At 58.4% G+C, this 22,318-nt stretch carries 22 protein-coding genes and 1 other RNA gene; 10 read left to right on the top strand and 13 right to left on the bottom strand.

The features are described 5' to 3' along the window. Window positions 1–63 precede the first annotated feature (63 nt). From mnmE to hemE, 4 genes are all read right to left on the bottom strand, one after another. On the bottom strand, window positions 64–1,413 hold the full coding sequence (gene mnmE / locus FHS81_RS15425; protein WP_183754454.1) for a tRNA uridine-5-carboxymethylaminomethyl(34) synthesis GTPase MnmE: 1,350 nt from the start codon (window positions 1,411–1,413) through the stop codon (window positions 64–66). A 154-nt stretch (window positions 1,414–1,567) separates the two neighbouring features. Beyond that, on the bottom strand, window positions 1,568–2,833 hold the full coding sequence (gene rho, locus FHS81_RS15430) for a transcription termination factor Rho (RefSeq protein WP_183754456.1): 1,266 nt from the start codon (window positions 2,831–2,833) through the stop codon (window positions 1,568–1,570). Between the two features lie 220 nt (window positions 2,834–3,053). Beyond that, the gene (gene hemJ / locus FHS81_RS15435) at window positions 3,054–3,479 is read right to left on the bottom strand and encodes a protoporphyrinogen oxidase HemJ (protein WP_183754458.1); all 426 of its coding nucleotides are present in this window, start codon (window positions 3,477–3,479) and stop codon (window positions 3,054–3,056) included. A 164-nt stretch (window positions 3,480–3,643) separates the two neighbouring features. Next, complete coding sequence (hemE, locus tag FHS81_RS15440; protein ID WP_183754460.1) at window positions 3,644–4,735, bottom strand: uroporphyrinogen decarboxylase; 1,092 nt, start codon at window positions 4,733–4,735, stop codon at window positions 3,644–3,646. A 582-nt stretch (window positions 4,736–5,317) separates the two neighbouring features. Here hemE and FHS81_RS15445 point away from each other — a divergent pair. The 5 genes from FHS81_RS15445 (at window position 5,318) to dnaQ (ending at window position 9,126) form a co-directional block, all read left to right on the top strand. After that, window positions 5,318–6,148: a pyruvate, phosphate dikinase/phosphoenolpyruvate synthase regulator gene (locus FHS81_RS15445; RefSeq protein WP_183754462.1), complete on the top strand. Its 831-nt coding sequence runs from the start codon at window positions 5,318–5,320 to the stop codon at window positions 6,146–6,148. A gap of 36 nt (window positions 6,149–6,184) precedes the next feature. Then, window positions 6,185–6,814: a Maf family protein gene (locus FHS81_RS15450; protein ID WP_183754464.1), complete on the top strand. Its 630-nt coding sequence runs from the start codon at window positions 6,185–6,187 to the stop codon at window positions 6,812–6,814. A 12-nt stretch (window positions 6,815–6,826) separates the two neighbouring features. Next, the gene (locus FHS81_RS15455) at window positions 6,827–7,714 is read left to right on the top strand and encodes a shikimate dehydrogenase (RefSeq protein WP_183754465.1); all 888 of its coding nucleotides are present in this window, start codon (window positions 6,827–6,829) and stop codon (window positions 7,712–7,714) included. Next, entirely contained in the window at window positions 7,711–8,331 is a 621-nt protein-coding gene (gene coaE, locus FHS81_RS15460) for a dephospho-CoA kinase (RefSeq protein ID WP_183754466.1), read from the top strand. Before FHS81_RS15455 ends, coaE begins: the two co-directional genes overlap by 4 nt. Before the next feature lie 84 nt (window positions 8,332–8,415). Continuing rightward, window positions 8,416–9,126 (top strand): DNA polymerase III subunit epsilon, encoded by a 711-nt coding sequence (gene dnaQ / locus FHS81_RS15465; protein ID WP_183754467.1) that lies wholly within the window; start codon window positions 8,416–8,418, stop codon window positions 9,124–9,126. A gap of 48 nt (window positions 9,127–9,174) precedes the next feature. On the opposite strand, the gene secB is transcribed toward dnaQ, so the two are convergent. After that, window positions 9,175–9,657, bottom strand: a complete 483-nt coding sequence (secB, locus tag FHS81_RS15470; RefSeq protein ID WP_183754468.1) for a protein-export chaperone SecB — start codon at window positions 9,655–9,657, stop codon at window positions 9,175–9,177. 500 nt (window positions 9,658–10,157) lie between these two features. Between secB and FHS81_RS15475 the strand changes: the two genes are divergently transcribed. The 4 genes from FHS81_RS15475 (at window position 10,158) to FHS81_RS15490 (ending at window position 13,150) form a co-directional block, all read left to right on the top strand. Further along, complete coding sequence (locus tag FHS81_RS15475; RefSeq protein WP_183754470.1) at window positions 10,158–10,925, top strand: Tim44/TimA family putative adaptor protein; 768 nt, start codon at window positions 10,158–10,160, stop codon at window positions 10,923–10,925. 193 nt (window positions 10,926–11,118) lie between these two features. Beyond that, window positions 11,119–12,195, top strand: coding sequence for a murein transglycosylase A (gene mltA, locus FHS81_RS15480; protein WP_183754472.1), 1,077 nt, complete (start codon window positions 11,119–11,121; stop codon window positions 12,193–12,195). Continuing rightward, on the top strand, window positions 12,192–12,773 hold the full coding sequence (locus FHS81_RS15485) for a Smr/MutS family protein (protein WP_183754474.1): 582 nt from the start codon (window positions 12,192–12,194) through the stop codon (window positions 12,771–12,773). Before mltA ends, FHS81_RS15485 begins: the two co-directional genes overlap by 4 nt. Further along, window positions 12,770–13,150, top strand: a complete 381-nt coding sequence (locus FHS81_RS15490) for a helix-turn-helix domain-containing protein (RefSeq protein ID WP_183754476.1) — start codon at window positions 12,770–12,772, stop codon at window positions 13,148–13,150. Before FHS81_RS15485 ends, FHS81_RS15490 begins: the two co-directional genes overlap by 4 nt. A 100-nt stretch (window positions 13,151–13,250) precedes the next feature. Here FHS81_RS15490 and FHS81_RS15495 read toward each other — a convergent pair whose 3' ends face one another. The 6 genes from FHS81_RS15495 to ssrS all read right to left on the bottom strand — a co-directional run bounded on the left by FHS81_RS15495 (window position 13,251) and on the right by ssrS (window position 18,204). Further along, entirely contained in the window at window positions 13,251–14,468 is a 1,218-nt protein-coding gene (locus FHS81_RS15495; RefSeq protein ID WP_183754478.1) for a YeeE/YedE family protein, read from the bottom strand. Window positions 14,469–14,520: 52 nt separating this feature from the next. Beyond that, entirely contained in the window at window positions 14,521–15,459 is a 939-nt protein-coding gene (locus FHS81_RS15500) for a sulfurtransferase (RefSeq protein ID WP_183754480.1), read from the bottom strand. Window positions 15,460–15,789: 330 nt separating this feature from the next. Continuing rightward, complete coding sequence (locus FHS81_RS15505; protein WP_183754482.1) at window positions 15,790–16,296, bottom strand: MarR family winged helix-turn-helix transcriptional regulator; 507 nt, start codon at window positions 16,294–16,296, stop codon at window positions 15,790–15,792. A 238-nt stretch (window positions 16,297–16,534) separates the two neighbouring features. After that, window positions 16,535–17,356: a TIGR00282 family metallophosphoesterase gene (locus tag FHS81_RS15510; RefSeq protein ID WP_183754485.1), complete on the bottom strand. Its 822-nt coding sequence runs from the start codon at window positions 17,354–17,356 to the stop codon at window positions 16,535–16,537. Further along, on the bottom strand, window positions 17,334–18,041 hold the full coding sequence (locus FHS81_RS15515; RefSeq protein ID WP_183754487.1) for a 5-formyltetrahydrofolate cyclo-ligase: 708 nt from the start codon (window positions 18,039–18,041) through the stop codon (window positions 17,334–17,336). Before FHS81_RS15515 ends, FHS81_RS15510 begins: the two co-directional genes overlap by 23 nt. A gap of 9 nt (window positions 18,042–18,050) precedes the next feature. Next, a non-coding RNA gene (gene ssrS / locus FHS81_RS15520) (6S RNA) lies at window positions 18,051–18,204 on the bottom strand. 217 nt (window positions 18,205–18,421) lie between these two features. Between ssrS and FHS81_RS15525 the strand changes: the two genes are divergently transcribed. Beyond that, a complete protein-coding gene (locus tag FHS81_RS15525; RefSeq protein WP_183754489.1) occupies window positions 18,422–19,597 on the top strand; it encodes an adenylate/guanylate cyclase domain-containing protein in 1,176 nt (391 codons plus the stop codon). Window positions 19,598–19,712: 115 nt separating this feature from the next. On the opposite strand, the gene FHS81_RS15530 is transcribed toward FHS81_RS15525, so the two are convergent. Together FHS81_RS15530 and FHS81_RS15535 are read right to left on the bottom strand one after the other, a co-directional pair. Next, window positions 19,713–21,086, bottom strand: a complete 1,374-nt coding sequence (locus tag FHS81_RS15530; protein ID WP_183754491.1) for a L,D-transpeptidase family protein — start codon at window positions 21,084–21,086, stop codon at window positions 19,713–19,715. Window positions 21,087–21,397: 311 nt separating this feature from the next. After that, window positions 21,398–22,204 carry a tetratricopeptide repeat protein gene (locus FHS81_RS15535; protein ID WP_183754516.1) on the bottom strand — a complete coding sequence of 269 codons (807 nt, stop codon included), beginning with the start codon at window positions 22,202–22,204 and terminating at the stop codon, window positions 21,398–21,400. Window positions 22,205–22,318 lie beyond the last annotated feature (114 nt).

Below are 22,318 nucleotides of genomic sequence, written 5' to 3' on the forward strand. Positions count from 1 at the left end.
AATGCCACTTCCCACTGTTTCACGTGAAACACGACCAATTAGCGGCAAAGTTAGCCTCAATTACTATTTGCCGATACAGAAGCCTGAGAAAAGTTTGTCGAGGATATGTTCAACGCCAACTCGTCCCGTTATCTGACCGAGCGCGCGCAATGATAGCCGCATATCCTCGGCAATAAATTCTGGATTAATAGCACGGGATGACGTCTCCGAAATACGTTCCAGGTGTGCCACGGTGTCGATCAATGCACGTCGATGTCTTTCCCGCGTTATCAAGGGGGCCTGAATCGTACGCTTTGAAATACGCCTTTTGATAGCCAGTAAAAGATCATCGATTCCCTGGCCTGTTACAGCGGAAATGACAAAATCCGCATGGGTATTGGCGTCACCGACTGTGCAGGGAAACAGAGATATATCGGCTTTTGTTCTTACGGCTATAAGCTCAACATCAATCGGCCAAATCGTCTCCGAGCCAGATATCTGAGACGACTGATTATCCGGTGCGTGTAGTTGCAGAATAAGATCTGCCGCCTCAGCCCGTTGACGAGCACGCTTTACGCCCTCTCGCTCGATCTCATCCTCGGTGTCACGAAGACCCGCTGTGTCAACAAATACAACAGGAAAACCATCGATATCGCAGCGTACTTCGATAGCATCTCGTGTCGTGCCGGCGAAGGGGGAAACAATAGCGACCTCTCTGCCTGCTATGCGGTTCAACAGAGTCGATTTTCCCGCATTGGGTGGACCCACGATAGCCACAGAGAAGCCTGTGCGCAGCCGCTCGCCGGTGCGGCCATCATTAAGTACATTGACGATTTCTGTATGGACAGCCGAGGAAATAGCAATTCCTTCGTCGATCAGTCCATCTGGCACGTCGCCTTCATCTGAAAAATCGAGTGATGCTTCCGTCAGGGCCATGGCCGTGATCAACCGATCCCGCCAACTTTCAACCGTTTCAGATAGAGAACCTTCCAGCTGCCGCATTGCTTGCTGCCGCTGAGCCTCTGTTTCAGCATCTATGAGATCTGCGATTCCCTCAGCTGCGGTCAAGTCTAACCGACCGTTGAGAAATGCCCGTCGCGAAAATTCACCCGGTTCAGCCAAGCGCCCCAAACCAGTGTCAAGAATTGCTCGCAGTACAGCGCTTACAACCGCCTGGCCACCATGCAAATGAAACTCTGCCGCATCTTCGCCAGTGAAGCTCGCGGGGCTGGAAAAATATAGCACCACAGCCTGATCGAGCAATTCGCCAGCAGAGTTGCGTAAGCGACGCAGGCTGGCTCGCCGTGCTTCGGGCACATTGCCGCAAAGTGTATCGAGGATAGCCTTTGTGGAAGGACCGGACAGCCGCAAAACTGCTATAGCCGATCTGCCCGGTGCTGTCGCCAATGCGACAATCGTATCGCTGTTGCTCATTATTTATCCGCCTGACATGACAACGGAAGAGATAGAGCGATTTGCCTGAATTTACAAAATTCAATTTTCGGTCGTTTGTGTCGATATGAGAAAGGCCCTCTGCTTATGCAAAGGGCCTTTGTTGTCGCTTCATATGACTGGAAGTAGCTTATAGCTACGTATTCATTGAATCGAAGAAGTCCGCATTACGGCGGGTCTGGCGCAGTTTATCGAGCAGGAATTCCATTGCATCGACAGTGCCCATGGGATTGAGAATGCGCCGCAGCACATAAGTCTTTTTGAGGATATCCGCTGGAACCAGGAGTTCCTCCTTGCGCGTACCGGAACGCGTGATATCGAGCGCCGGGAAAACGCGCTTGTCGGACACCTTACGGTCGAGAATAATCTCCGAGTTACCCGTGCCCTTGAACTCCTCAAAGATCACTTCGTCCATGCGGCTGCCGGTATCGATCAGCGCGGTGGCGATGATGGTGAGCGAGCCACCTTCTTCGATATTACGCGCGGCACCGAAGAAACGCTTGGGACGTTGCAACGCGTTGGCGTCAACACCGCCGGTCAGAACCTTGCCGGAGGAGGGGACAACGGTGTTGTAAGCTCGTCCGAGACGGGTGATCGAATCGAGCAAAATAACAACGTCGCGACCATGTTCGACCAGACGTTTCGCCTTCTCGATCACCATCTCGGCCACCTGGACGTGGCGTGTTGCCGGTTCATCGAAGGTTGAGGAAATTACCTCTCCCTTCACGGAACGCTGCATGTCCGTCACTTCTTCAGGCCGCTCGTCGATGAGCAGCACGATCAGATAGCACTCGGGGTGATTGGTCGTGATCGACTGCGCGACGTTCTGCAGCAGAACAGTCTTACCCGTGCGCGGCGGCGCGACGATCAAGGCACGTTGGCCCTTACCAATCGGCGACACGATATCGATGACGCGGGCTGAATAGTCTTTCTTGGAGGGCTCTTCCGTCTCCAGCCGCAAACGCTCATTCGGATAGAGCGGCGTCAGATTATCGAAATGAACCTTGTGGCGGATCTTTTCGGGATCCTCGAAATTGATCGTGTTGACCTTGAGCAAGGCGAAGTAACGTTCGCCATCCTTGGGTCCACGTATCGTGCCCTCGACGGTATCGCCGGTGCGCAGGCCAAAGCGGCGAATCTGCGAGGGGGACACGTAAATATCATCCGGACCGGCGAGATAATTGGAATCGGACGAGCGCAGAAAGCCGAAGCCGTCCTGCAGTACCTCGACAACACCTTCACCGATGATCTCGGTTTCGCTGGCAGCCAGTTGTTTCAGTATGGCGAACATCAGTTCCTGCTTGCGCATGATACTGGCGTTCTCAACCGACAATTCCTCGGCAAAAGCCAGAAGTTCCGTCGGCGTCTTGGACTTGAGGTCCTGAAGCTTAATCTCCCGCATCGGGGAAAACTCTCGATTTGATAGGGCTGACTAAAGCAGCCGAAAGATAGATATGGTGAGGTGCAGGAACGGGGCCAGTCACGATAATGGAAACATGACGGCCATTCGTAGCGGGGCTATAACCAAGCAGCCCGCGAGCCTGCTAAAGGAAGGCGATCTACAATTAACTCTTTTCACGTCCGATGACAAGCCCCGACACGGCGCCTATCTGTCACAGGCTTCAAAATGGCTTCAGGACCACCAGGATGACGATACCGACCATCAGCAGCACCGGCACCTGATGCATGATGCGGTAAAAACGGGCAGGGCGCGGTTGCCGATCTCCAGCCAAGCGTCGCCGTTCGGCGCCGAGAAAACCATGGAAACCGGAGAGCAGAACCACGAGAAGCAGTTTGCCATGAAGCCAGCCAGAGGAAAACCATCCACCATCGTAAGCCAGGAATAATCCGGACACCCAGGCAGCGATCATCGCCGGGGTCATAATCGAGCGGTAAAGGCGTGCCTCCATCATCCGCAATGTCGCTATGCTATCGGACCCAGGCACCGCCTGTGCATGATAGACGAAGAGGCGTGGCATGAGCAGCAACACGGCCATCCAGGCGATGATCGAGATGATATGAAACGCCGTAACCCATTCATAGAGCATGCCGAACCCCGATCATACCTGCGTGACGAACCGGGCCGGAATCACCTCCGGAAAACCGATATCGCACGCACTTTCTCAAACGGCTGGCATGCCCTGCAAGGATCGATTTTGAATATTTTTTGATTATAAAATTTTTCTTTATATATCAGATAGATAAATAATATTTATCCGCGAACGAGTCTGACGAGTTGCTCGACGTGCGCGATGGGAGTCGGCGGCAGGATACCATGACCGAGATTGAACACGTGCGGCCCGTCTCCTAAAGCCGCACGGATGTCCTCGACGGCGCGGGTCAGCACATCACCGCCGGCAAGAAGGGCAAGCGGATCCAGATTACCCTGCACCGGACGCAGCGGCTGAATGGTTTCGCGGGCTCGCCATGGATCGATGCTCCAATCCAGCCCCACGGCGTCGGCTATGCCGGAGCGCGCCAGTTCCTCCACACCGGTTCCCGCACCGCGTGCGAAGACAACCACAGGAACGCCGGGTCTCTTGTGAGTTACGATGTCCCTGATGCGCCGGATCGGCTCCAGCGACAGCTGCCGGAAGAGCGCTGCAGGAAGGGCGCCGGCGAAACTCTCGAAAATCTGAACCACCTGCGCACCGGCATCGATCTGGCTAAGAAGATGTGTCGCAGTTGCATCGACCAGCCGATCGATAAGACTGTCGAACAATTCCGGATGCTCATATGCGAACAGGCGCGCCGGAGCCTGATCAGGCGTGCTTTTGCCGGCTATCATATAACTTGCCACGGTCCACGGTGCGCCGCAGAAACCGATCAGGGCAACATCCGGGCTCAGCGAAGCCCGCACAAGACTCACGGTCTCGTAGACAGGCGCAAGCTTTTCGATATCGAGTTCCGTGGCAAGGCGGGAAAGTCCCGTTTCCGGTGTCACGGGATCGAGGCGCGGCCCTTCTCCTTCGGCAAAGGTTACGTCCTGGCCCAGCGCATCGGGCACCACAAGGATGTCGCTGAACAGGATAGCCGCATCAAAGCCAAAGCGGCGAATTGGCTGAAGAGTGACTTCGCAGGCCTTTTCCGGATCATAACAGAGATTAAGGAAAGATCCGGCTTCAGCACGTAGAGCGCGATACTCGGGGAGATAGCGTCCGGCCTGACGCATCATCCAGAGAGGCGGTGTCGCGAGAGTTTCTCCGGAGAGAGCACGCAGAAGGAGAGGTCTGTCCGCTGATACGCTGTCTCGGAGAACTTCCTTATTTGCATCATCAGACTTCGCCTGATCTCGGATTACCATCTATCACTCCCGCTTTGAATCAAAGAATCTTATTTTTTATGGACTCTGTTGTTCTTGTTGGCCAGCGGATTGGGGCTCTCCAACGGTGTCCACATATCATCCCCAGATTCGCATTTTCTGAAATGGAGGGATACGGGCTTTCAGAATCGTTAACGACTACGGAATTCATTAACGATTCATTAATATTTACCTTCTGTTAACCTTTGGCAGCAGCGACGGCCTTCGGGGTTTATGCACCGGCCTGAATCCGGGAGGCCGGATTCAGGCCACAGGGTCTGGCCTGTTGAGGGATTTCTGATTCTTTCACAGGGGGATAGGAGGTCCGATGGTTAACGATCCGTTACACACACCAATCGACTCCTGGCAACCGATTCTGTGGAGGAGGCTCGAAAACGGCTTCCGTGTTTCACGTGAATCAGCATGCATTCCGGAGAATCGCTACCGAAAGGGAACGATCGATCGGAACGGACAGCCTTTGACGTGAAGATCGTCGCACACGAAGATTGATTGAGGCTGTCGTGTTTCACTCTTGCTGCGCCGATGCTACATCAGAATGCAGGCAACAGTTTTTTGGGGGATGTCGTGAGCCGCAATTATTTCCATTTGCATCTGGTGTCCGATTCCACGGGTGAGACCCTTCTGGCAGTCAGCCGCGCTGTTGCCGCGCAATACGAAGGCATCTCCGCGATTGAGCATGTTTATCCGCTTGTGCGTTCGAAAACGCAGCTTGAGCGGGCGCTGGGCGCGATCATCGCCGAGCCGGGTATCGTGCTTTATACGTTGGTCAACGACGATCTGGCTGCGGAACTTGTCAGTGCTTGTTCGCAGGAGAGCATTCCCGTGCTGTCGGTGCTTGATCCGGTGGTGAATCTGTTCCGTTCGTATCTCGGGACTGAAACCATTGATCGTCCCGGCGCGCAGCACACGGTCAACGCCGATTATTTCAAGCGTATCGATGCGATGAATTATACGCTGGCGCATGACGACGGTCAGACGGGTCCGGATCTCGACGCAGCGGATGTCATTCTCGTTGGCGTGAGCCGCACGTCGAAAACACCGACTGCAATCTATCTGGCAAACCGCGGCATCAAGACGGCCAACGTGCCGTTGATACCGGGCGTGCCGTTGCCGGAGGCTCTGGCGAATGTGCGCAATGCGCTCGTCGTCGGTCTGGTGGCCAATCCGGATCGAATTGTCCAGATCCGCCAGAACCGTCTTCTCAGTCTCAACGCGGATGACGATACATCGTATGTCGACCGTGCGGCAGTGGCAGCGGAGATTGCGGAATCGCGCAAGCTGTGTACCCGCAAGGGCTGGCCGGTCATTGACGTCACACGGCGATCGATTGAAGAAACGGCCGCGGCGATCATGGAACTGCTGCGCACGCATCGCCTGAAATTCGTCGATATCTGAGCAAACGGGGATACCCTCAAAAGACGGAGCACACCGATGACGGAACCGAAACTGCCCCCGTTATGGATAGCGGTCGAACCGCTCATACTAGCCTCGACGAGCAAGACACGCCGGGCAATGGTCGAGGCAGCCGGCATCTTCGCCGAGACCCGTCATCCGGGTGTCGACGAAAGGGCGCTGGAGGTGCAATTTCACGGATCTGGAGCGCCCATCGAGGATCTGGCTTTGCTTCTCGCGCGCGAGAAGGCGCTTGCGGTGAGCGCGCGTGAACCGGGAAGGCTCGTTCTGGGCGCGGATCAGACCCTCGAATGCGACGGTCGGCAATTTCATAAACCGGCAGATGTGGAAAGTGGCAAGGCACAGATTGCCGCTTTGGCCGGGCGCACGCATCACCTGCATTCCGCAGCGGCTCTCGCTCGAGACGGGCGCATCGTTTTCGATACCGTAGCGACCGCCGATATGGTTGTCCGCCCGCTCGACGATGCATTCATCGCTCGGTACATTGAGACGGTTGGCGATGCCGTGCTGACCAGCGTCGGCGGGTATCAGATCGAGGGCGTCGGCATTCAGCTTTTCTCGCGCATCACTGGTGATCACTTCACCATTCTTGGCCTGCCCCTTTTACCCGTGCTCGCCTATCTGCGGGCGGAAAGCTATCTGGCCTGACAGGACGACCCCATGCAGCCAACACCGTCACCGTCTTTTCCGCGTGCTTGCATCATCGGTTATCCGGCAATGCATAGCCGGTCTCCGCTCGTCCATGGTTTCTGGCTGCGGGAATATGGCTTGCCCGGTGCCTATGAATTTGCGGAAACGAAGCCGGAAGATCTACCCGCCTTTCTGCGCAGCTTACATGCCAACGGCTTCGTTGGCGGCAATGTCACCATTCCGCACAAGGAAGCTGCGTTCGCTCTGGCCGATCAGGTGACGGAAACAGCACGCGTGCTGGAAGCCTCCAATACCTTATGGTTCACCGACGGACAGCTTTGGGCTGACAATACGGACGTGGAAGGCTTTCTCGCCAATCTCGATGCCGGTGCGCCGGGTTGGGAGACGGGTGCTCGTATTGCAACCGTGCTTGGAGCTGGCGGCGCAGCACGCGCTATCGTTTATGGGCTCCTGCGGCGGGGTGTCGAACGTGTCGTGGTGGTCAATCGCACGCCGGAACGAGTTGAGGCACTGGCTGCTCACCTTGGGCAGCATTTCGGATCTGGGCGCATCGTCGCGGCAGGGTGGGGGGATGTTGCGGCGCACTTGCCGAAGAGCAGTCTTCTCGTCAATACGACATCTCTTGGCATGGCGCATCAGCCTCCGCTCGATATCGATATCAGCGGATTGCCGGACGATGCAGTGGTGACGGATGCGGTTTATGTCCCGTTGAAAACACCGTTGATCGCTCTTGCCGAAAATCGTGGTCTGCGCACGGTGGGTGGTCTGGGCATGTTGTTGCATCAAGCGGTGCCGGGCTTTGAGCGCTGGTTCGGGATGCGGCCGGAAGTAACACCAGACCTGATAGCCCTCGTTGAAGCCGATATTCTGCGCGCGCATCCGGAGGTGGCACAATGACCTTCGTTCTGGGATTGACCGGCTCCATCGGCATGGGAAAATCCACAACGGCGGAGTTCTTCCGTCAAGCCGGTGTGCCGGTGCACGATTCCGACGCGACAGTGCATGCGCTTTACGCTGGCCGGGCTGCAGCGCTCGTTGAGGCTGCATTTCCGGGTGTCGTGATTGATGGCGTTGTCGATCGCAAAAAGCTTGGTGAGCGTGTGCTTGGCAATCCGGAAGCGATGCGGAAACTTGAGGCCATCGTCCACCCGCTGGTGCGTGAAGAAGAAGAGGCGTTTCTTGAAGCCGCGCGACGTGATGGCGCGCCGCTTGTGGTGCTCGATATCCCGCTGCTGTTTGAAACTGGCGCTGAACCGCGATGCCACGGCATCGTCGTTGTATCCGCGCCGTCTGAGGTGCAACGTGCACGGGTGTTGGCTCGCCCAGGTATGACCGAAGAGCAGTTTGAGCTGATTCACGTGAAACAGATGCCGGACGCTGAAAAGCGCCGGCGCGCGGATTTCATCGTGGATAGCTCGCGTGGGCTTGATGAAGCGGAGGCACAGGTGCGCGATATTATCCGCACGATAACCAGCGATCCGCCATCGCAGTGGCAGCGATCGGACAACGTCTGAGCCCGTCGATTTATATTTCAGATTTCGATTGAGTTTCTCCGATGATGGATCGGAGTGACTGATGCATGATAGGGATTGATTGTTATGGCTGTTTCACCCGCCCGCGAAATCGTTTTTGATACGGAAACGACAGGCGTGGACCCATCCGCAGGCGACAGGGTGGTGGAAATCGGCTGTGTCGAGTTGATCAATGCGGTGCCGACAGGCCGCACCTTTCATGCCTATATCAATCCCCAGCGCCCGATGAGCGACGGGGCCTTTCGGGTCCACGGCCTGTCAGATGCCTTCCTTGCGGATAAGCCAGTGTTCGGGCATGTCGCGAATGACTTTCGGACCTTCATAGGCGATGCGATGCTGGTAGCGCACAATGCCAGCTTCGACGCGATGTTCATCAACGCGGAATTCAAACGTCTTGAGCTTCCGCCGCTGTCGCCGGATAAGATCATCGATACGCTCGTGCTGGCACGACGCAAGCATCCGGGCGCGCCCAACAGTCTGGACGCACTTTGCGCGCGCTACAATATCGATAACTCAAAACGCACCAAGCATGGCGCGCTTCTCGATGCTGAAATTCTGGCGGAAGTTTATATCGAGCTGCTTGGCGGGCGGCAGGCCGATCTGGGCTTGAGCATTACGCCGGCGGGCTTCGTCAACGAGGACGGCAAACGGCCTGCGGCTCTTCCAAGGCCTGTTCCGCTGGCGTCACGCGTGACTGAAGCGGAAAAACTGGCTCATGCGGCGCTGGTGGAAAGTCTGGGCGCAAACAGCGTGTGGCAGTCAATTCTGGAAAAGTGAGAGAAGGAACGCCGGGCGAGGTCATCCATCGCCCGGCGTGCAACGCACTCAGGAAATCGGGCTGTTGGCCTGCTCGGTCTGCAGTTCCGCGATCTTCTGACGATAAAGCGCCGTGAAATCGATAGGATCGATGAAGAGCGGGGGGAAACCGCCGTTGCGCACTGCGTCCGCGATGATCTGACGGGCGAACGGGAACAGCAGGCGCGGGAATTCGATCATCACCGTGGGGTGAATGTGTTCGGCAGGCACGTTGCGCAGGCGGAAAACACCGCCATACACCAGCTCGAAAGCGAACAGCACTTCACCGTCCACCGTAGCCTTGCCTTCGAGCGTGAGGTCGACGACATAGTCCTCGTCGCCAATCTGGTTGCCGCCGACGTTGACCTGGATGGAGATCTCGGGCGACTTTTCCTGCGGAGCGAGGGAACGCGGCGCATTCGGGTTCTCGAAAGAGAAATCCTTGATATATTGGGCAAGGGCGTTGAGAATCGGCCCTTCGTCGGTCTGGTTATTGGCTGCTGCGTCAGTCATTCAGATTTCTCCGCTGGATCAACGAGGGGGCCGTCACCAATCACCCCTCAACAGAAACAATGATGTGGCCTGTAATGATATCGAACGCAAGCGGCTGATGTCTGCTGTGTGGGCCAAATATCGTGTCTTCCGGCGCGTTTTCCCCATCTCGACACCTTCCTTTGCACACCGTTGCGTAAATACCAGAGCTGTCGCGTTAAAACGGCAAGAATCTCGACCTGTCGCTGATATCGGCATGCAGTTGCCGGCAGCATTATTGGGAGCCGACATTTTTCGAATGGAACCACACCTTTCGAGGAAACATGATATAACGCATTCTTGTTCTGATTGAATGTGGATGTTACGAGCAAAGACTGCCAGATTGCCTGTCTGTTCGGATTTGCATGTGGCAGCACTTCACAGAAGCAGAGCATCGCGCAGGCAGGATAGGGCGCATGCGGCGAACGGGCAGGGTGTGCCCGTTTACTGTCAGCGATACGAGGAAGAAAGACGACAGAGACATGCAGGACAGTTTCGACATTGTGACCATCGTGTTTCTCTGCCTTGCGGTGTTCGTCATCTGGCGGCTGCGGTCGGTTCTCGGCCAGCGCACAGGCAATGAGCGTCCGCCTTTCGATCCTTTCGCCCGGCGCGAGCGCAACGGCAAGCCCGGCGCACCGGCCAACGGGGCGCAGAACGGCAAAGCGGTTTCTCCGGCTGATGACCAGTCCGGTGGGGACAACATCGTCCGCCTGCCAGGCCCGGCGAATGACACGCATGCCCCGGACCGCAGCAACGATCCGGATCGCTGGAAGGGCTTCGCGGAATTGGGATCGCCGGTGGCCAATGGCCTTGATGCCATCGTCGCCGCAGAGTCATCCTTCGATGCCCCCGGTTTCCGCGAGGGTGCCAAATCCGCATACGAACTTATCGTGACCGCCTTTGCCCAGGGCGACCGCAAAACCCTGAAGGGGCTTTTGTCCCGCGAGGTCTTCGAGGGCTTCGACCGCGCCATCACTGAAAGGGAGCAGCGCGGGGAGGTGGTGAACACCACTTTCGTCTCCGTGGACAGCGCTGATTTCATCGCCGTCGACGTACAAGCGCTCGTGGCTCAGATTACGGTCCGCTTTGTGTCGAAGTTGATCACCGCAACTTACGATGTCGACGGCAAGGTGATCGACGGTGCCCCCGATGCTGTTGTCGATGTCACCGATACGTGGACATTCTCCCGCACCCTGCGCAGCCGCGATCCGAACTGGCTGCTCATCGCCACCGAATCCGGCGGCTGATGGCATGTCCGGGGTGAATGCGACACCATGCATTCCCCGTCGACATGGTTGGCGGAGGTGGGACATTGTCCGCCTCTGCCTTATTTTTCTGATCATGCCAACATCCCTTTCTTCACCCTCCTTTGCGGCGGACGCGCCAGTGATTCCCGGTGCGCAGCTCCGGCACGTGCCATTTTCCGCGCTGAACGGATGGATGGCGGACGATCACGCCGCGACCTTTGCCGTCTTCCAGACAACCTGCGCCGTTATTCAGCGTCAGGAGGATGCGCTGCGTCGTGGCGCAGCGATGCCGGATGGATTGGCGGAAATTTGCGATCTGGCTTTGTCGCGGGGTGACAAACTGTCATCTGAAGCAGCGCGGTCATTTTTCGAAACCTACTTCCGCGCCTATCACGTTCTGCCCCACGATGGCGCGGGCTTCCTGACAGGCTATTTCGAACCGGAATTTCCCGGCAGTCTCCAGCCGACTGATCGCTACGATACCCCGCTTCTTGCGCGCCCTGCCGATCTCGTCACCGTGGGTGAGGGCGAAACTTTGCCGGGTCTTGATCCTTCGTTACGCGGAGCGAGAAGGGTCGAGTCATCTGCCGGGCTGCAATTCACTCCCTATGCCGATCGGGCCGCCATCGAGGATGGTGATCTGGGTATCGCCGCGCGGCCACTGGTGTATCTGGATCGCGTCGATGCGTTTATGGCGCATGTGCAGGGATCGGTGCGGGTTCGCATTGTTGCCGGCGCGGCGCAGGACCGCGTTTTGCGTTTCGCCTACGCGGGGCGTAACGGCCATGCCTACACGTCCGTCGCGCGTCTGGTCGTTGCCGAAACGGGTATTCCTCCCGCGGATATGACCGCACCGCGCCTCGTTGCATGGCTGCGGGAAAATCCCGATGCCGCTCGCCGGCTGATGCGGCAGAACCGATCCTACATTTTCTTTCGCGAGGCCAGCGAACTCTCGCCCCATCATGGTCCCATCGGCGGGGCTTCCGTGCAGCTCACGCCCGGTCGCTCACTGGCAGTCGATCGCCGCATCTGGGCCTACGGTTTGCCGGTCTGGATCGAAGCTGCATTGCCCCATGTTCAGAATGGTCCGCTGCATCCGTGGCAACGGCTGATGGTGGCGCAGGATACGGGATCGGCCATTATCGGCCCTGCTCGCGCCGATCTGTTTTTCGGCTCGGGTTCGGCCGCCGGTGATCGTGCTGGAATCGTGCGGCATGCACCGGAGCGATTCGTCGTCTTACTGCCCGTGCAACCGGAGCAGCCGTTATGAAACGGCGGCGAGAAAGGCGGCTGTCGGCGGATGAACTCGCCTTGTGGCGCTATGTCACCCGCAGCATTACGCCGCTGCCGGGGCATCACGTAGCGCCGGACCCCGCGCCGCCAAAACCGGAACCACCGCGTGTCGATGAAAAGGCAGCTTTGCAGGCCAGTGCGATAGTCGTATCTTCGCCGGCAAAAGAGAAGCAACCACCCGCGCCGCCGCCGCTCGCACCACTGGAGCGGCGCCAATTGCGGGATTTACGGCGCGGCGTGCGCAAGATCGATGCCCGCATCGACCTGCATGGTATGCGTCAGATCGAGGCGCATCACGCGTTGAATGCTTTCCTGCGTCGTTCGCAGGTAAGGGGGGCACGCCTCGTTCTGGTCGTCACCGGCAAGGGGGATATGTCGTCTCACGCCAATCCTTTCGTGGACCGTGGCGTTCTTCGCCGGCTCACACCCCACTGGCTGGATCAGCCGGAATTGCGCCCGGTGGTGCTGGGATATTCGCCCGCAAGCCGTGAGCATGGCGGCGACGGGGCGCTTTATGTCAGGCTTCGGCGTGTAGGAAATGGAGATGGCGGATGACGCCGTTCGGCATACGCATGCGCAAGCTGCGGCAGGAGCGCGGCGTCACGCAAAAGGAGATGGCCAACGCACTGCGCGTGTCGAGCGCTTATCTATCGGCGCTTGAACATGGCCGCCGCGGGCAGCCGACATGGGCAATGATCCAGTCCATTCTGAACTACTTCAACCTGATCTGGGACGAGGCGGACGAACTGGTGCGGCTGGCTGATATGTCGAACCCCCGCGTCATCGTCGACACTGCTGGCCTTAATCCGAAAGCGACCCTGCTGGCCAATCGTCTGGCCGAAGAAATCGCCCGGATGGACGAAGCCCGCCTCGATGCCATGTTGACACTGCTCGATAGAGCCGTTCGTGTTCAAGCCGATCCATCGAGCTGAACGCAAGTTGCGGTAAATGACGCAGCTCAGAGCGCTTGTTCTGACCCCGTTAGCACATCACTAAGCCGGAGGGCTTTTATAGCTCTCTGCAGTGAGGTGTTCAGGTCAGGGCCTGCCTGATGCGGTGGGCGATAAAGAGCCCTGCAAACATTGCCAGCGCAAAAACCCATCCCGAGACAGCGCCGGCCATGATGCCGGACAGCAGCGTACCGATGGAACAGCCAAGCGCAACCATTGCTCCCCAGCCGAGTAAAAATCCGCCCGAAAGACCGCGCACGATCTGCGACAGGGTGGGCCATGTTGGGCGAAATTGTCCCGCGACGAGACTAGCCGCGAAAGCAGCCACAATCATACCGACCACGAACAGGCCGTTCGGCGATAACAGTGCTTCCTGCGCAATGGCCGCACAGCCGCGCAATCTGTCCAGACCGTTAAGGTGACTGGGGACGAAACCCAGGTACTCGCCGAGTTGCCGTCCCCGACCGCCAAGATCGGCTGTTACGCCTAGCGGGGCCACTCGCAGATAACTCGCGGTGGCGATGGCAGCTACGGCGATGCCCCCGATCCAGCCCGGCCACCGCTCCAGAAAGATTGCGCGCAACGGCTGCGGCGGTCCGCCAGCCGTGCTCGCCGGGCGCTCGGAACGGTAGAGAAGCACCAGTGCCAAAGCGCCCAGCACGAGCAGGGCAAGAGCCAGGGAACCTGCGTAACCGAGATGGTTGGGTAGCCAGATGACCGGAGCATCGCTGATGGCGACGAGATACAACTCGTTCCACGTGGCATAGCCAACTGCGAAACCAAGGACCGTACCGATGATCGCAAATGGCGATGTCGGGGAGCCTTCTCCGAGCCGATAAAGATGTGCACTGACGCAGGATCCCGAAATGGCCATGCCGGCGCCGAATGCGAGGCCGCCTGCCGCAAGCACCCAACTGACCGGGCCAATAAAGGCATCGGGCGCGAGCCTACCGGTTGAGGGGTCGGGAAGCCATGATCCAAAGATGATTGTATAGCCCGCCGCGCCGGCTGCGAGTGCGGCCAGAATGCCGAGAACGCCATCGGCCTTGCGCTCATCGATATACTCGCGGATGGCGCAGAAGAAACAAAAGCGGGAGCGTTGCAGGACGAAACCGAATAACGCACCCAGCACCAGCGAGGTGGTCAACGCATCGGTTCCCGATCCTTCGCCGGCAACAAAACGCGCGATAATCGCCAGCGCGGCGAACAATCCGATACCGGCAGCGATTTCGATGCGCCGCCTTATAAGAGAAGGACGGCGGCTGTCTGCCGCCGTCCTGCTGTCGATTGTGGATGCCATTGCAACTCGCTGTTCAAAGTTGCCCGGCATAGGAAAACCGGGTCCGGTTGTGTTACTTCACGCCCCAGACCGTACCGGCCTGATTGACGACCGGCAGGCCGACTGTGTTGCCGTATTCAGTCCATGAGCCGTCATAGTTGCGGACATCATAGCCCAGAATCTTGCTCAGCAGGAACCACGTGTGGCTGGAGCGCTCGCCGATGCGGCAGTAGACGATGATCGGCTTGGAGCCGTCAATGCCGGCGTCGCTGTAAAGCTTCTTCAGATCCTCGGGGCTCTTGAACGAGCCATCCTCTGCGACAGCCTTGCTCCATGTCACGTTGATCGCACCGGGAACGTGGCCGGCGCGCACGGCAAGCTCAGCCGAACCGGGAGCCGAAAAGAGCTTGCCGGAATATTCGTCTGCCGAACGGATATCGACAAGCACGGCATCGTCCTTGCCATCCACAACCTCAAGCACGTCGCTGAGGCGGGCGCGCAGCTTCGGATTTGCCTCGGGCAGCTCGATGGTGCTGGCGGCGACGCTGGTCGCGCGCGTGGACAGCGGACGCTTCTCCGCTTCCCACTTCTTGCGGCCACCATCGAGAAGCTTCACGTCGATGCCGTAGGTGTTGAACACCCACGCGCCCCAGGCGGCAAACCAGTTGTTGTTGTCGCCATAGAGAATAACGGTCTTGTCATCGTCGATGCCAAGCTTGCGAACGAGTTCCTGAAACTGTTCCTGCGTGGCGATGTCGCGGCGGACGGTATCGACCAGATCGGTGTGCCAGACGATGTTCTGCGCGCCGGGAACGTGGCCACGCTCGAACAGACCCGGTTCCACGCTGACCTCGACAAGGCGCAGGTTCGGGTTGTCGATGTTCTTGTCGAGCCACTCCGTCGAGACCAGCGGCCCCGCAGGGATTTCAGCCTTGGCCGGAAGCACGGCGGCTGCCGCTGTCAGCAGGAGCGCGACCGCTCCCGAAGATACCAAAGAAACGACGTTTTTCATTCCACCCTCCATATGTCACGACGCGTGACGCGCGCTCCGAGACATCACCCGGCAATTTCGCGCCTAATCGGGGGCAATCATCACTTGATCAATAAAATATGTCAAATATAAATAATAACATATTTATTGCGTATAATATAATGATCAAGCGCTTCTTCTGGATTATCCGGATTAGCCTTGCAAGATGCTCCAGCGTCTCTGGTGAGCAGTCAGATTGCTTGTGTGACTATATTTTACAATGCGTTATGACGCACGTGGTCAAGCGGCCTCGCGCAATGGCCTTGCTTGCAACAAACAAATTTGCCAGCGAAGGGACCGCGCCACCTGCGATCACAATTCGTTGAGACGTGATTTCAGCTTGTCCAGCAGACGATAGAGCGTCACTTCCTCGTCCAGACTGAAATCGTCGAGAGCTTCCGCGTAAAATACGGAAATGGCCATTTCCATTTCGGTCCACACCGCATCGCCTGCCGGTGTCAGCGCAACACGGCGGCTGCGCGCATCCTCGGCATCCTTGACGCGTTCGATCCACCCGCGTTTTTCCAGCCGATCAAGCACGGGTGTCAGGTTTTGCCGGCTCACGAGCAGAAAGGCGATCAGCTCCTTCACGGTCATGCCGCGCTGTTTCGGGTTCGGACGCGCCAACGCACCCAGCACGGCCCATTGCTGTGTCGTGCTGTTGAAATCCTCGATGAAACGCGCGCCAACCTTATGCATGAGGTTGGCGCATTGGTAGAGACGGAAAAAGGCGCGGTGGGCGACGTCGAGCCTGGCAGCCTCCTCTCCCCGCGGCTCTCCGGTAGGGGGGATCGTTTCCTTGAGAGAATTGTTTGCCATGAAACTCTCCGCCAGATTATATCAATCTATTGTGTTTGCTCCCGCCTGCGCGAACTGCAACCGGACACCGCATGACCATACTATAAAGCATGTCATTGCCGTATCATATATATGACAATCAATATTCAGGAAAAACAGTCAACAGCAATTTGCCTCCGATATGACGTGGCAGTTTTTCTGAGTGGATGTCTGATGACAGAAACAGTGCCTTGATCGAAAAGTGGAGCCCGAAGGCGTTCTATTCCCAGAATTTCGGAACGGAGGGGGAGAGATGCGGCCCAATCCGCACGGGTGCAATGCGAAGCGCCAGCCCCGTCGCATCATCCGTCTCGACAGCGATGCCGGCGAGTGTGCCGGACCCATCCGCCGCTTCCAGACGCTGACCGGGTGTTTTCTCAACGAAGCGGCGCACCGGCTCTTCATGCCGCATGCCGAGAATGGAATCATAGTCGCCGCACATACCGGCATCACTTTGATAAGCGGTGCCGCCGGGCAAAATCCGTTCATCGGCAGTCGGCACATGCGTATGCGTGCCGACGACAAGGCTCACGCGGCCATCGAGGAAACGTCCGGCCGCCTGCTTCTCGCTGGTGGCTTCCGCGTGGAAATCGACGATCGTCGCATCCACAACTTGTTGCAGCGGGCATTCCGCAACAGCGCGATCGATGGCGGCGAAGGGGTCGTCCAAGGCATCCATAAAAAGGCGGCCCATGGCATTGATCACCAGCACGCTGCCGCCAGCCGGTGTCTGGACAACCGTTGCACCACGTCCTGGCGTGCCGGGGGGATAGTTGATCGGCCGCAGCAAACGCGGCTGGCGATCAATGAAAACCAGTGCCTCGCGCTGATCAAAAGAGTGATTGCCAAGGGTAATGACATCGGCGCCCGCGTTCAGCAGATCGTCACAGATTGCTTCGGTAATGCCGAAACCACCTGCAGCGTTCTCACCGTTGACGACCACTACATCCAGACGCCAACTTGCGCGAAGCTGCGGCAAACGATCGATAATCGCCGCACGGCCCGGTCGTCCCACCACATCACCCAGAAACAGCAGACGCATTATTTTCCCCCGGTGGATGCCTTGTCAGACCTTGCGGCATGCCAGTTTCGACCACAATCGATTGCATCGGCGTGACGATGGCGTCAAGCGGCCGATCATGCGGCTCAGCGGGAACGGATGGAATCAATTGCATATCGTGGCAGACGCCGATGGCAAAGGGCATCTTCATGGCCGCACTGTGCCGGGCCGATTCGCTCGTAGACAGCCGGGCAATGGCTGCATCGTAATATCCTCGTCCGTATCCCAGACGGTTGCCGGCATAATCAACCGCCGCGAGCGGCACCAGCAAGACAGCCGGCGAAACGTCTTCGGCATCGCACGATGGTCCTAAAGTGCCGAAACCTGCTTCGGCCAGAGGGGTCGACATGTTCCAACGGCGGAAGATAAGCCCGTCAGGCGTGACGATGGGCAAGGTGACGTCGATGCCGCGTTGTGCAAGAGCCTGCAAGAGGGGGCGGGGATCCAGCTCACTCCGGATCGGCCAATAACCCGCAACGATGCCGGAGGTGAGAATTGCGCCAAGGCTTGGATCGGCCAGCGCCCGTGCCGCCATCGCTTCCCCGGCAGCTGCCGCTTCCTCGGCGGATGCTATAGCCGCATCCCGCGCAGCAAGCATCGCACGTCGAAGGAGCCTTTTTCGGTCGGCAAGCGGCAAGTTGGCCGGGATGGCGTCGGGAATCGTCATCGAAAAAGGTGCGGGTCCACGATGGCCGTTGGAGAATGATCCCGGGAACCTACAGCGTAGGTGGGCGCCATGTATCCAAGTCCACGGACCCGGATAGGGACAGCTCCCATGGGATCAATAAGGCCCCGGGGAATGCGACTCCTGACGAACCGCGCAGAGCCCGCAAACCGAATTTAGGTCTTCGCCGGTTAAATATCCAGTGCCTTCACACAAGTTTTTCCAGCCGGCCATCACTTTGCCGCGCCGTGGGGATGGACTTGCTTTCGCGATTCATCGAATCGCGAAAATGGTTTAGTGGTCTGTCAGGATGGTTCTGGAAATGCTCCGGGTGGCGCGATTGCCGTTCGGACCCGGCTGTTTCGTCCGTGACCGTGATGGAGATGATATTGGAACCCGCGCAGGTGGAGCCGGACGACATCACTCTGCTGGCCCTCAAAGACTGGCTGCTCACGGAAGGGCGTGAGTCGCGCGACATCAGCCACGTCATCGCAAGGCTCGGTGTCCGGCTCAATGAGGCTGGCATCCCTGTCGACAGGATGCAGTTTGGCGGGCAGGTGCTTCACTCGGAGCATGTCGCTCATTCCAGCACGTGGATCAAAGGTCAGGAAACCCTTCAGCAACTCCAGACTTATGGCCAGGAAGCCATCGATGCCTATTTGAGCAGTCCAATGCGTGAAGTGCACGAGGAGCGGAAATCGCTGTTCCTCTGGCTTCGGGATATTCCGGACGAAAGATATAGCGGTATCGTTGAACTGAAGGCGGACGGCTATACGCACCTTCTGTGCTTCCCGGTTTTCTTCGTTAATGGCCACAGTAACGTGATCTCACTGGCCACACGCAACGATGACGGGTTTGCCGCGCGCCATATCGGGGTGCTGCGGAAAATCATGCCGGCGCTGATCGCCGTGATAGAGATTTTCAGCATCTACAAATCGATGGATGACGTTTTGCGGATCTATGTCGGCAACGATCCGCACCATGCGATTCTGGCGGGCGATATCGGGCGCGGCCAGGTGACCCGGATTCGGTCTGCCATCCTCTTTGCGGACATGCGCAGTTATACCCGCATCACTTCGCGCCTTGAGCCGGAAGACGTCGTCGCGCTGCTCAACCGCTATTTCGATTGTCTCGTGCCGCCCATCGAGGCGCAAGGCGGCGAGGTGCTCAAATATATGGGTGATGGTTTGCTGGCCATTTTCCGCGACCGCGGCGATGACACCGGCGCGGCTGCGCAGTCGGCTCTTGCCGCTGCATCGGAAGCGCTGATTCGAATCGAAAAGGCGGAAGCCGATTTTATCGTGCCGATTCGCGCCGGCATCGCTCTGCATCATGGCGAGGCCGCATATGGTAATGTGGGATCGGGAGAGCGGCTCGATTTCACCGTCGTCGGACGGGACGTCAATCTCACGAGCCGGCTGGCACAGCTCAACAAGGTGCTCGGTGAGCCGCTGTTGATGTCCAGCCAGTTTGCCCGCCACATGGATAGCCAGATGAATTGCCTCGGCGCATTCCGCCTCGACGGGTTCGATGGCGAGGTCGAGGTTTATCGTCCTTGATCAGCGCATCGGCCATTTAGGATGCGTCTTGGCGAGAGAGTGACGCCTAAAACGATTTCAGGCAGAGCGGAGACCGCCCTGCCTGAATAAAAAATCACGTCAAACGCTTATGCACTTACCACAGACCGGAAACACCGGGCTCGTTCGTGACCGGGCGGGACTGGGGTTGCGGCGGCACTGCTTCGGTCACCGTAGCTGGTGTTGCAACAGCCGGTGCCGGCGTCGAGGCGGTGACGATTGCGGCGGACGCCGGTGCATTTTCCGTCTTCGACAGCAAGCCGGAGAACGACATCACGCGGCTGAACATCGACGGCGTGGCGGCTTCCGCTACAGCGGTGCCGGCAGTGGGTTGGCTATCCGGACGCGCGACCGGCTGTGCAGTCTGCGCAGCCGGAGCACGAGCAACAACAGGTGCGGCTGTTGCGGGTGCGGTTGCAACCTGAACGGCGGGCTGCTGAGCAACCGGCGAATTGCCGTCATGAAGAACGATCTCGCGCGGACCTGCCGCAAGCGCATCGGGGCGGCTGACCTTGCTGGCGTCGAAACGCGGCGTTGCACGGCGCGAGAACGCGATTACGCTGGTGTCCTCAGGATGACGGCCACCGCGATAGACCGGGTGCTGACCGCCGTCGCTATAAACCAGACGAATCGCAGGTGTGCCCTTGGACAGCAGATCGGCAATCTTCGCATCGTCAACCTGCTGCTTTGCAGCGACAGCCTGGCTGACGGCCGGGTCGACATTAAGCGCGGGGCATGCACCTGAGGGATTCAAGCCGGAGTTGCGCGCGTTGAACACATACTTCTTGCCGCAGACGCTGACTTGCGGTTCCTGACGGGTGGTTTCGAAGTGATCCGAGCCTTCCTTCAGATTACGCCAGAACGCAATGTTGGGGTCAAGCCGGTGCCGCGCCATGTTTTCAGGCGTCATGCGGAAAGGATAAGCCTGATACTGAAACCTGCGCTGACCACCGTTGAAGGCTTCGCGGCCGATAGCGTAGATCTCCGCCACCTGCTCGTCGGTCATTGAATAGCAGCCGGCGGATGAGCAGGCGCCATGCACCATCAGGTTGCTACCCGTGCGCCCATGCGCCCGGTCGAATGCGTTCGGGTAACCCATATCGAAAGACAGGTAATACGACGAATTCGGGTTCATCGAAGCCTGGGTGATCGTATAGAAGCCCTCGGGCGCCTGCCGGTCGCCTTCCTTCTTCTTCGGTCCAAGCTGGCCGGACCAGCGGCAGATGGGATAGGTCTTCAGCAGCGCGTAGCGGCCATCCGAGCCCTTTTTCCAGATCTCAAGTTCCGCTTCCTTTTTATAGGAGCGAATCAGGATCGGTGCGGAGGGCTGCATGCCCTTCTCTCGCATCAACGCGACGGTTTCAGCGGGGATCGGCGCGCGCGCCTTGGCATTGCTGGCATATTGGCTGGCTTCCTGACACCCCGCGAGTGCGAAACCCACACCAGCAATCAAGATAAGCTGCTTGAACATTCAGACACCCGACCCTTGTGAAGATGCAGACGCACCCGATTGACCGAGACTAACGCCGTATCCTTACCGGAAAATTACCTCGCATGGTTACTCCATGCGAGTCGGTATTCGGAATACCCGGCGCGAATCAACTCCAGCCGATCGCCTCAGAGCAGTTTGCGTTCAAGCCGATCCATCGAGTTGAACGCAAGTTGCGGTAAAATATAGCGTTCAGAGCGCCTGTTCTGATTCCATCAGAACATCCTGCGCTCTCGCGAACCATTTCGCCTGCCGCGCACGGAGCGTGCCTGCAATTGTGACAGTTAGCAACCTTAAAACAGCCGGTTGCCCTTGTTCACCCGCGCCAGACCGTCGCGTGCAACGCGGTTCCGATCATCGATTCCTTGCGCCCGCTGATAGGATTCAGTCGCCTCCCGGGTCTTGCCCTGCCGTTCCAGCGCGACGCCGCGTGCCGCCCACGCATCGGCGTTGTTGTTATTGACATGCAGCGACGCGTTGAAATCCTCCACGGCCTTTTCAAACTGCCCCGTCTCGATCAGGCTCTGCCCGCGAGCGGTGTAGGGCGCGGCAACGAAGGGGTTGCGATCAATCGCCGCATCGAAGTCCCGGATCGCCTGCTGATGATTGCCGGTCTTTTGATACACAAGTCCGCGAGCGTGGAACGCTTCAGCCGATTCGGGATTGATGCTGATCGCGCGCGACAGATCCGAGAGCGCCTGAGTCGTGTCGCCGCGCGTCCGCAGCAGATTGGCGCGCCCGACATAAGCAGCCGCATATCGATTGTCGGCGGTGATCGCCTGCGTGAAATCACCCAGCGCGGCATCGTCCTTGCCGGACTGGCGGTAAGCCAGCGCCCGATTGGTGTAGGCGGCCGCATAACCGGGGTCCAGCGTCACAGCCTGTGAGAAGTCGCGGACAGCGTCGTTGTACTGCCCCTGCCGCGCATAGGCAGCCCCGCGCGTGTTATACGCAACCGGATCGTTCGGATTGGAGCGGATGACTGTCGAGAGCGAATCGATATTGACGCGCGAATCGGGATTGGCCTTGTCGACAACCGCGACACTCTGCTGCGGCGCCAGAGATCCCACGGTTCCGCACGCAGCGAGAAGCCCGCTCATGCCAAGGCCGATGGCCAACGCGGCCAAGCGCCTGCTGGGCACAAGAGCCCTTTTCGGAAAAGTCAGCAAATGCACCGGAAACAGGAGGCCGGCTCTGTGTCCGGCATGCGTGAC

It is taken from the genome of Pseudochelatococcus contaminans (assembly GCF_014195635.1).
Taxonomy (GTDB): Bacteria; Pseudomonadota; Alphaproteobacteria; order Rhizobiales; family Beijerinckiaceae; genus Pseudochelatococcus; species Pseudochelatococcus contaminans.

Excerpts from the sequence above, each read along its gene's own strand:
- mnmE (WP_183754454.1), bottom strand. The coding sequence starts at position 1,413 with ATGAGCAACAGCGATACGATTGTCGCATTGGCGACAGCACCGGGCAGA.
- rho (WP_183754456.1), bottom strand. The coding sequence starts at position 2,833 with ATGCGGGAGATTAAGCTTCAGGACCTCAAGTCCAAGACGCCGACGGAA.
- hemJ (WP_183754458.1), bottom strand. The coding sequence starts at position 3,479 with ATGCTCTATGAATGGGTTACGGCGTTTCATATCATCTCGATCATCGCC.
- hemE (WP_183754460.1), bottom strand. The coding sequence starts at position 4,735 with ATGGTAATCCGAGATCAGGCGAAGTCTGATGATGCAAATAAGGAAGTT.
- FHS81_RS15450 (WP_183754464.1), top strand. The coding sequence starts at position 6,185 with ATGACGGAACCGAAACTGCCCCCGTTATGGATAGCGGTCGAACCGCTC.
- FHS81_RS15455 (WP_183754465.1), top strand. The coding sequence starts at position 6,827 with ATGCAGCCAACACCGTCACCGTCTTTTCCGCGTGCTTGCATCATCGGT.
- coaE (WP_183754466.1), top strand. The coding sequence starts at position 7,711 with ATGACCTTCGTTCTGGGATTGACCGGCTCCATCGGCATGGGAAAATCC.
- dnaQ (WP_183754467.1), top strand. The coding sequence starts at position 8,416 with ATGGCTGTTTCACCCGCCCGCGAAATCGTTTTTGATACGGAAACGACA.
- secB (WP_183754468.1), bottom strand. The coding sequence starts at position 9,657 with ATGACTGACGCAGCAGCCAATAACCAGACCGACGAAGGGCCGATTCTC.
- FHS81_RS15475 (WP_183754470.1), top strand. The coding sequence starts at position 10,158 with ATGCAGGACAGTTTCGACATTGTGACCATCGTGTTTCTCTGCCTTGCG.
- mltA (WP_183754472.1), top strand. The coding sequence starts at position 11,119 with ATGGCGGACGATCACGCCGCGACCTTTGCCGTCTTCCAGACAACCTGC.
- FHS81_RS15485 (WP_183754474.1), top strand. The coding sequence starts at position 12,192 with ATGAAACGGCGGCGAGAAAGGCGGCTGTCGGCGGATGAACTCGCCTTG.
- FHS81_RS15490 (WP_183754476.1), top strand. The coding sequence starts at position 12,770 with ATGACGCCGTTCGGCATACGCATGCGCAAGCTGCGGCAGGAGCGCGGC.
- FHS81_RS15495 (WP_183754478.1), bottom strand. The coding sequence starts at position 14,468 with ATGGCATCCACAATCGACAGCAGGACGGCGGCAGACAGCCGCCGTCCT.
- FHS81_RS15500 (WP_183754480.1), bottom strand. The coding sequence starts at position 15,459 with ATGAAAAACGTCGTTTCTTTGGTATCTTCGGGAGCGGTCGCGCTCCTG.
- FHS81_RS15505 (WP_183754482.1), bottom strand. The coding sequence starts at position 16,296 with ATGGCAAACAATTCTCTCAAGGAAACGATCCCCCCTACCGGAGAGCCG.
- FHS81_RS15510 (WP_183754485.1), bottom strand. The coding sequence starts at position 17,356 with ATGCGTCTGCTGTTTCTGGGTGATGTGGTGGGACGACCGGGCCGTGCG.
- FHS81_RS15515 (WP_183754487.1), bottom strand. The coding sequence starts at position 18,041 with ATGACGATTCCCGACGCCATCCCGGCCAACTTGCCGCTTGCCGACCGA.
- FHS81_RS15525 (WP_183754489.1), top strand. The coding sequence starts at position 18,422 with ATGATATTGGAACCCGCGCAGGTGGAGCCGGACGACATCACTCTGCTG.
- FHS81_RS15530 (WP_183754491.1), bottom strand. The coding sequence starts at position 21,086 with ATGTTCAAGCAGCTTATCTTGATTGCTGGTGTGGGTTTCGCACTCGCG.
- FHS81_RS15535 (WP_183754516.1), bottom strand. The coding sequence starts at position 22,204 with ATGAGCGGGCTTCTCGCTGCGTGCGGAACCGTGGGATCTCTGGCGCCG.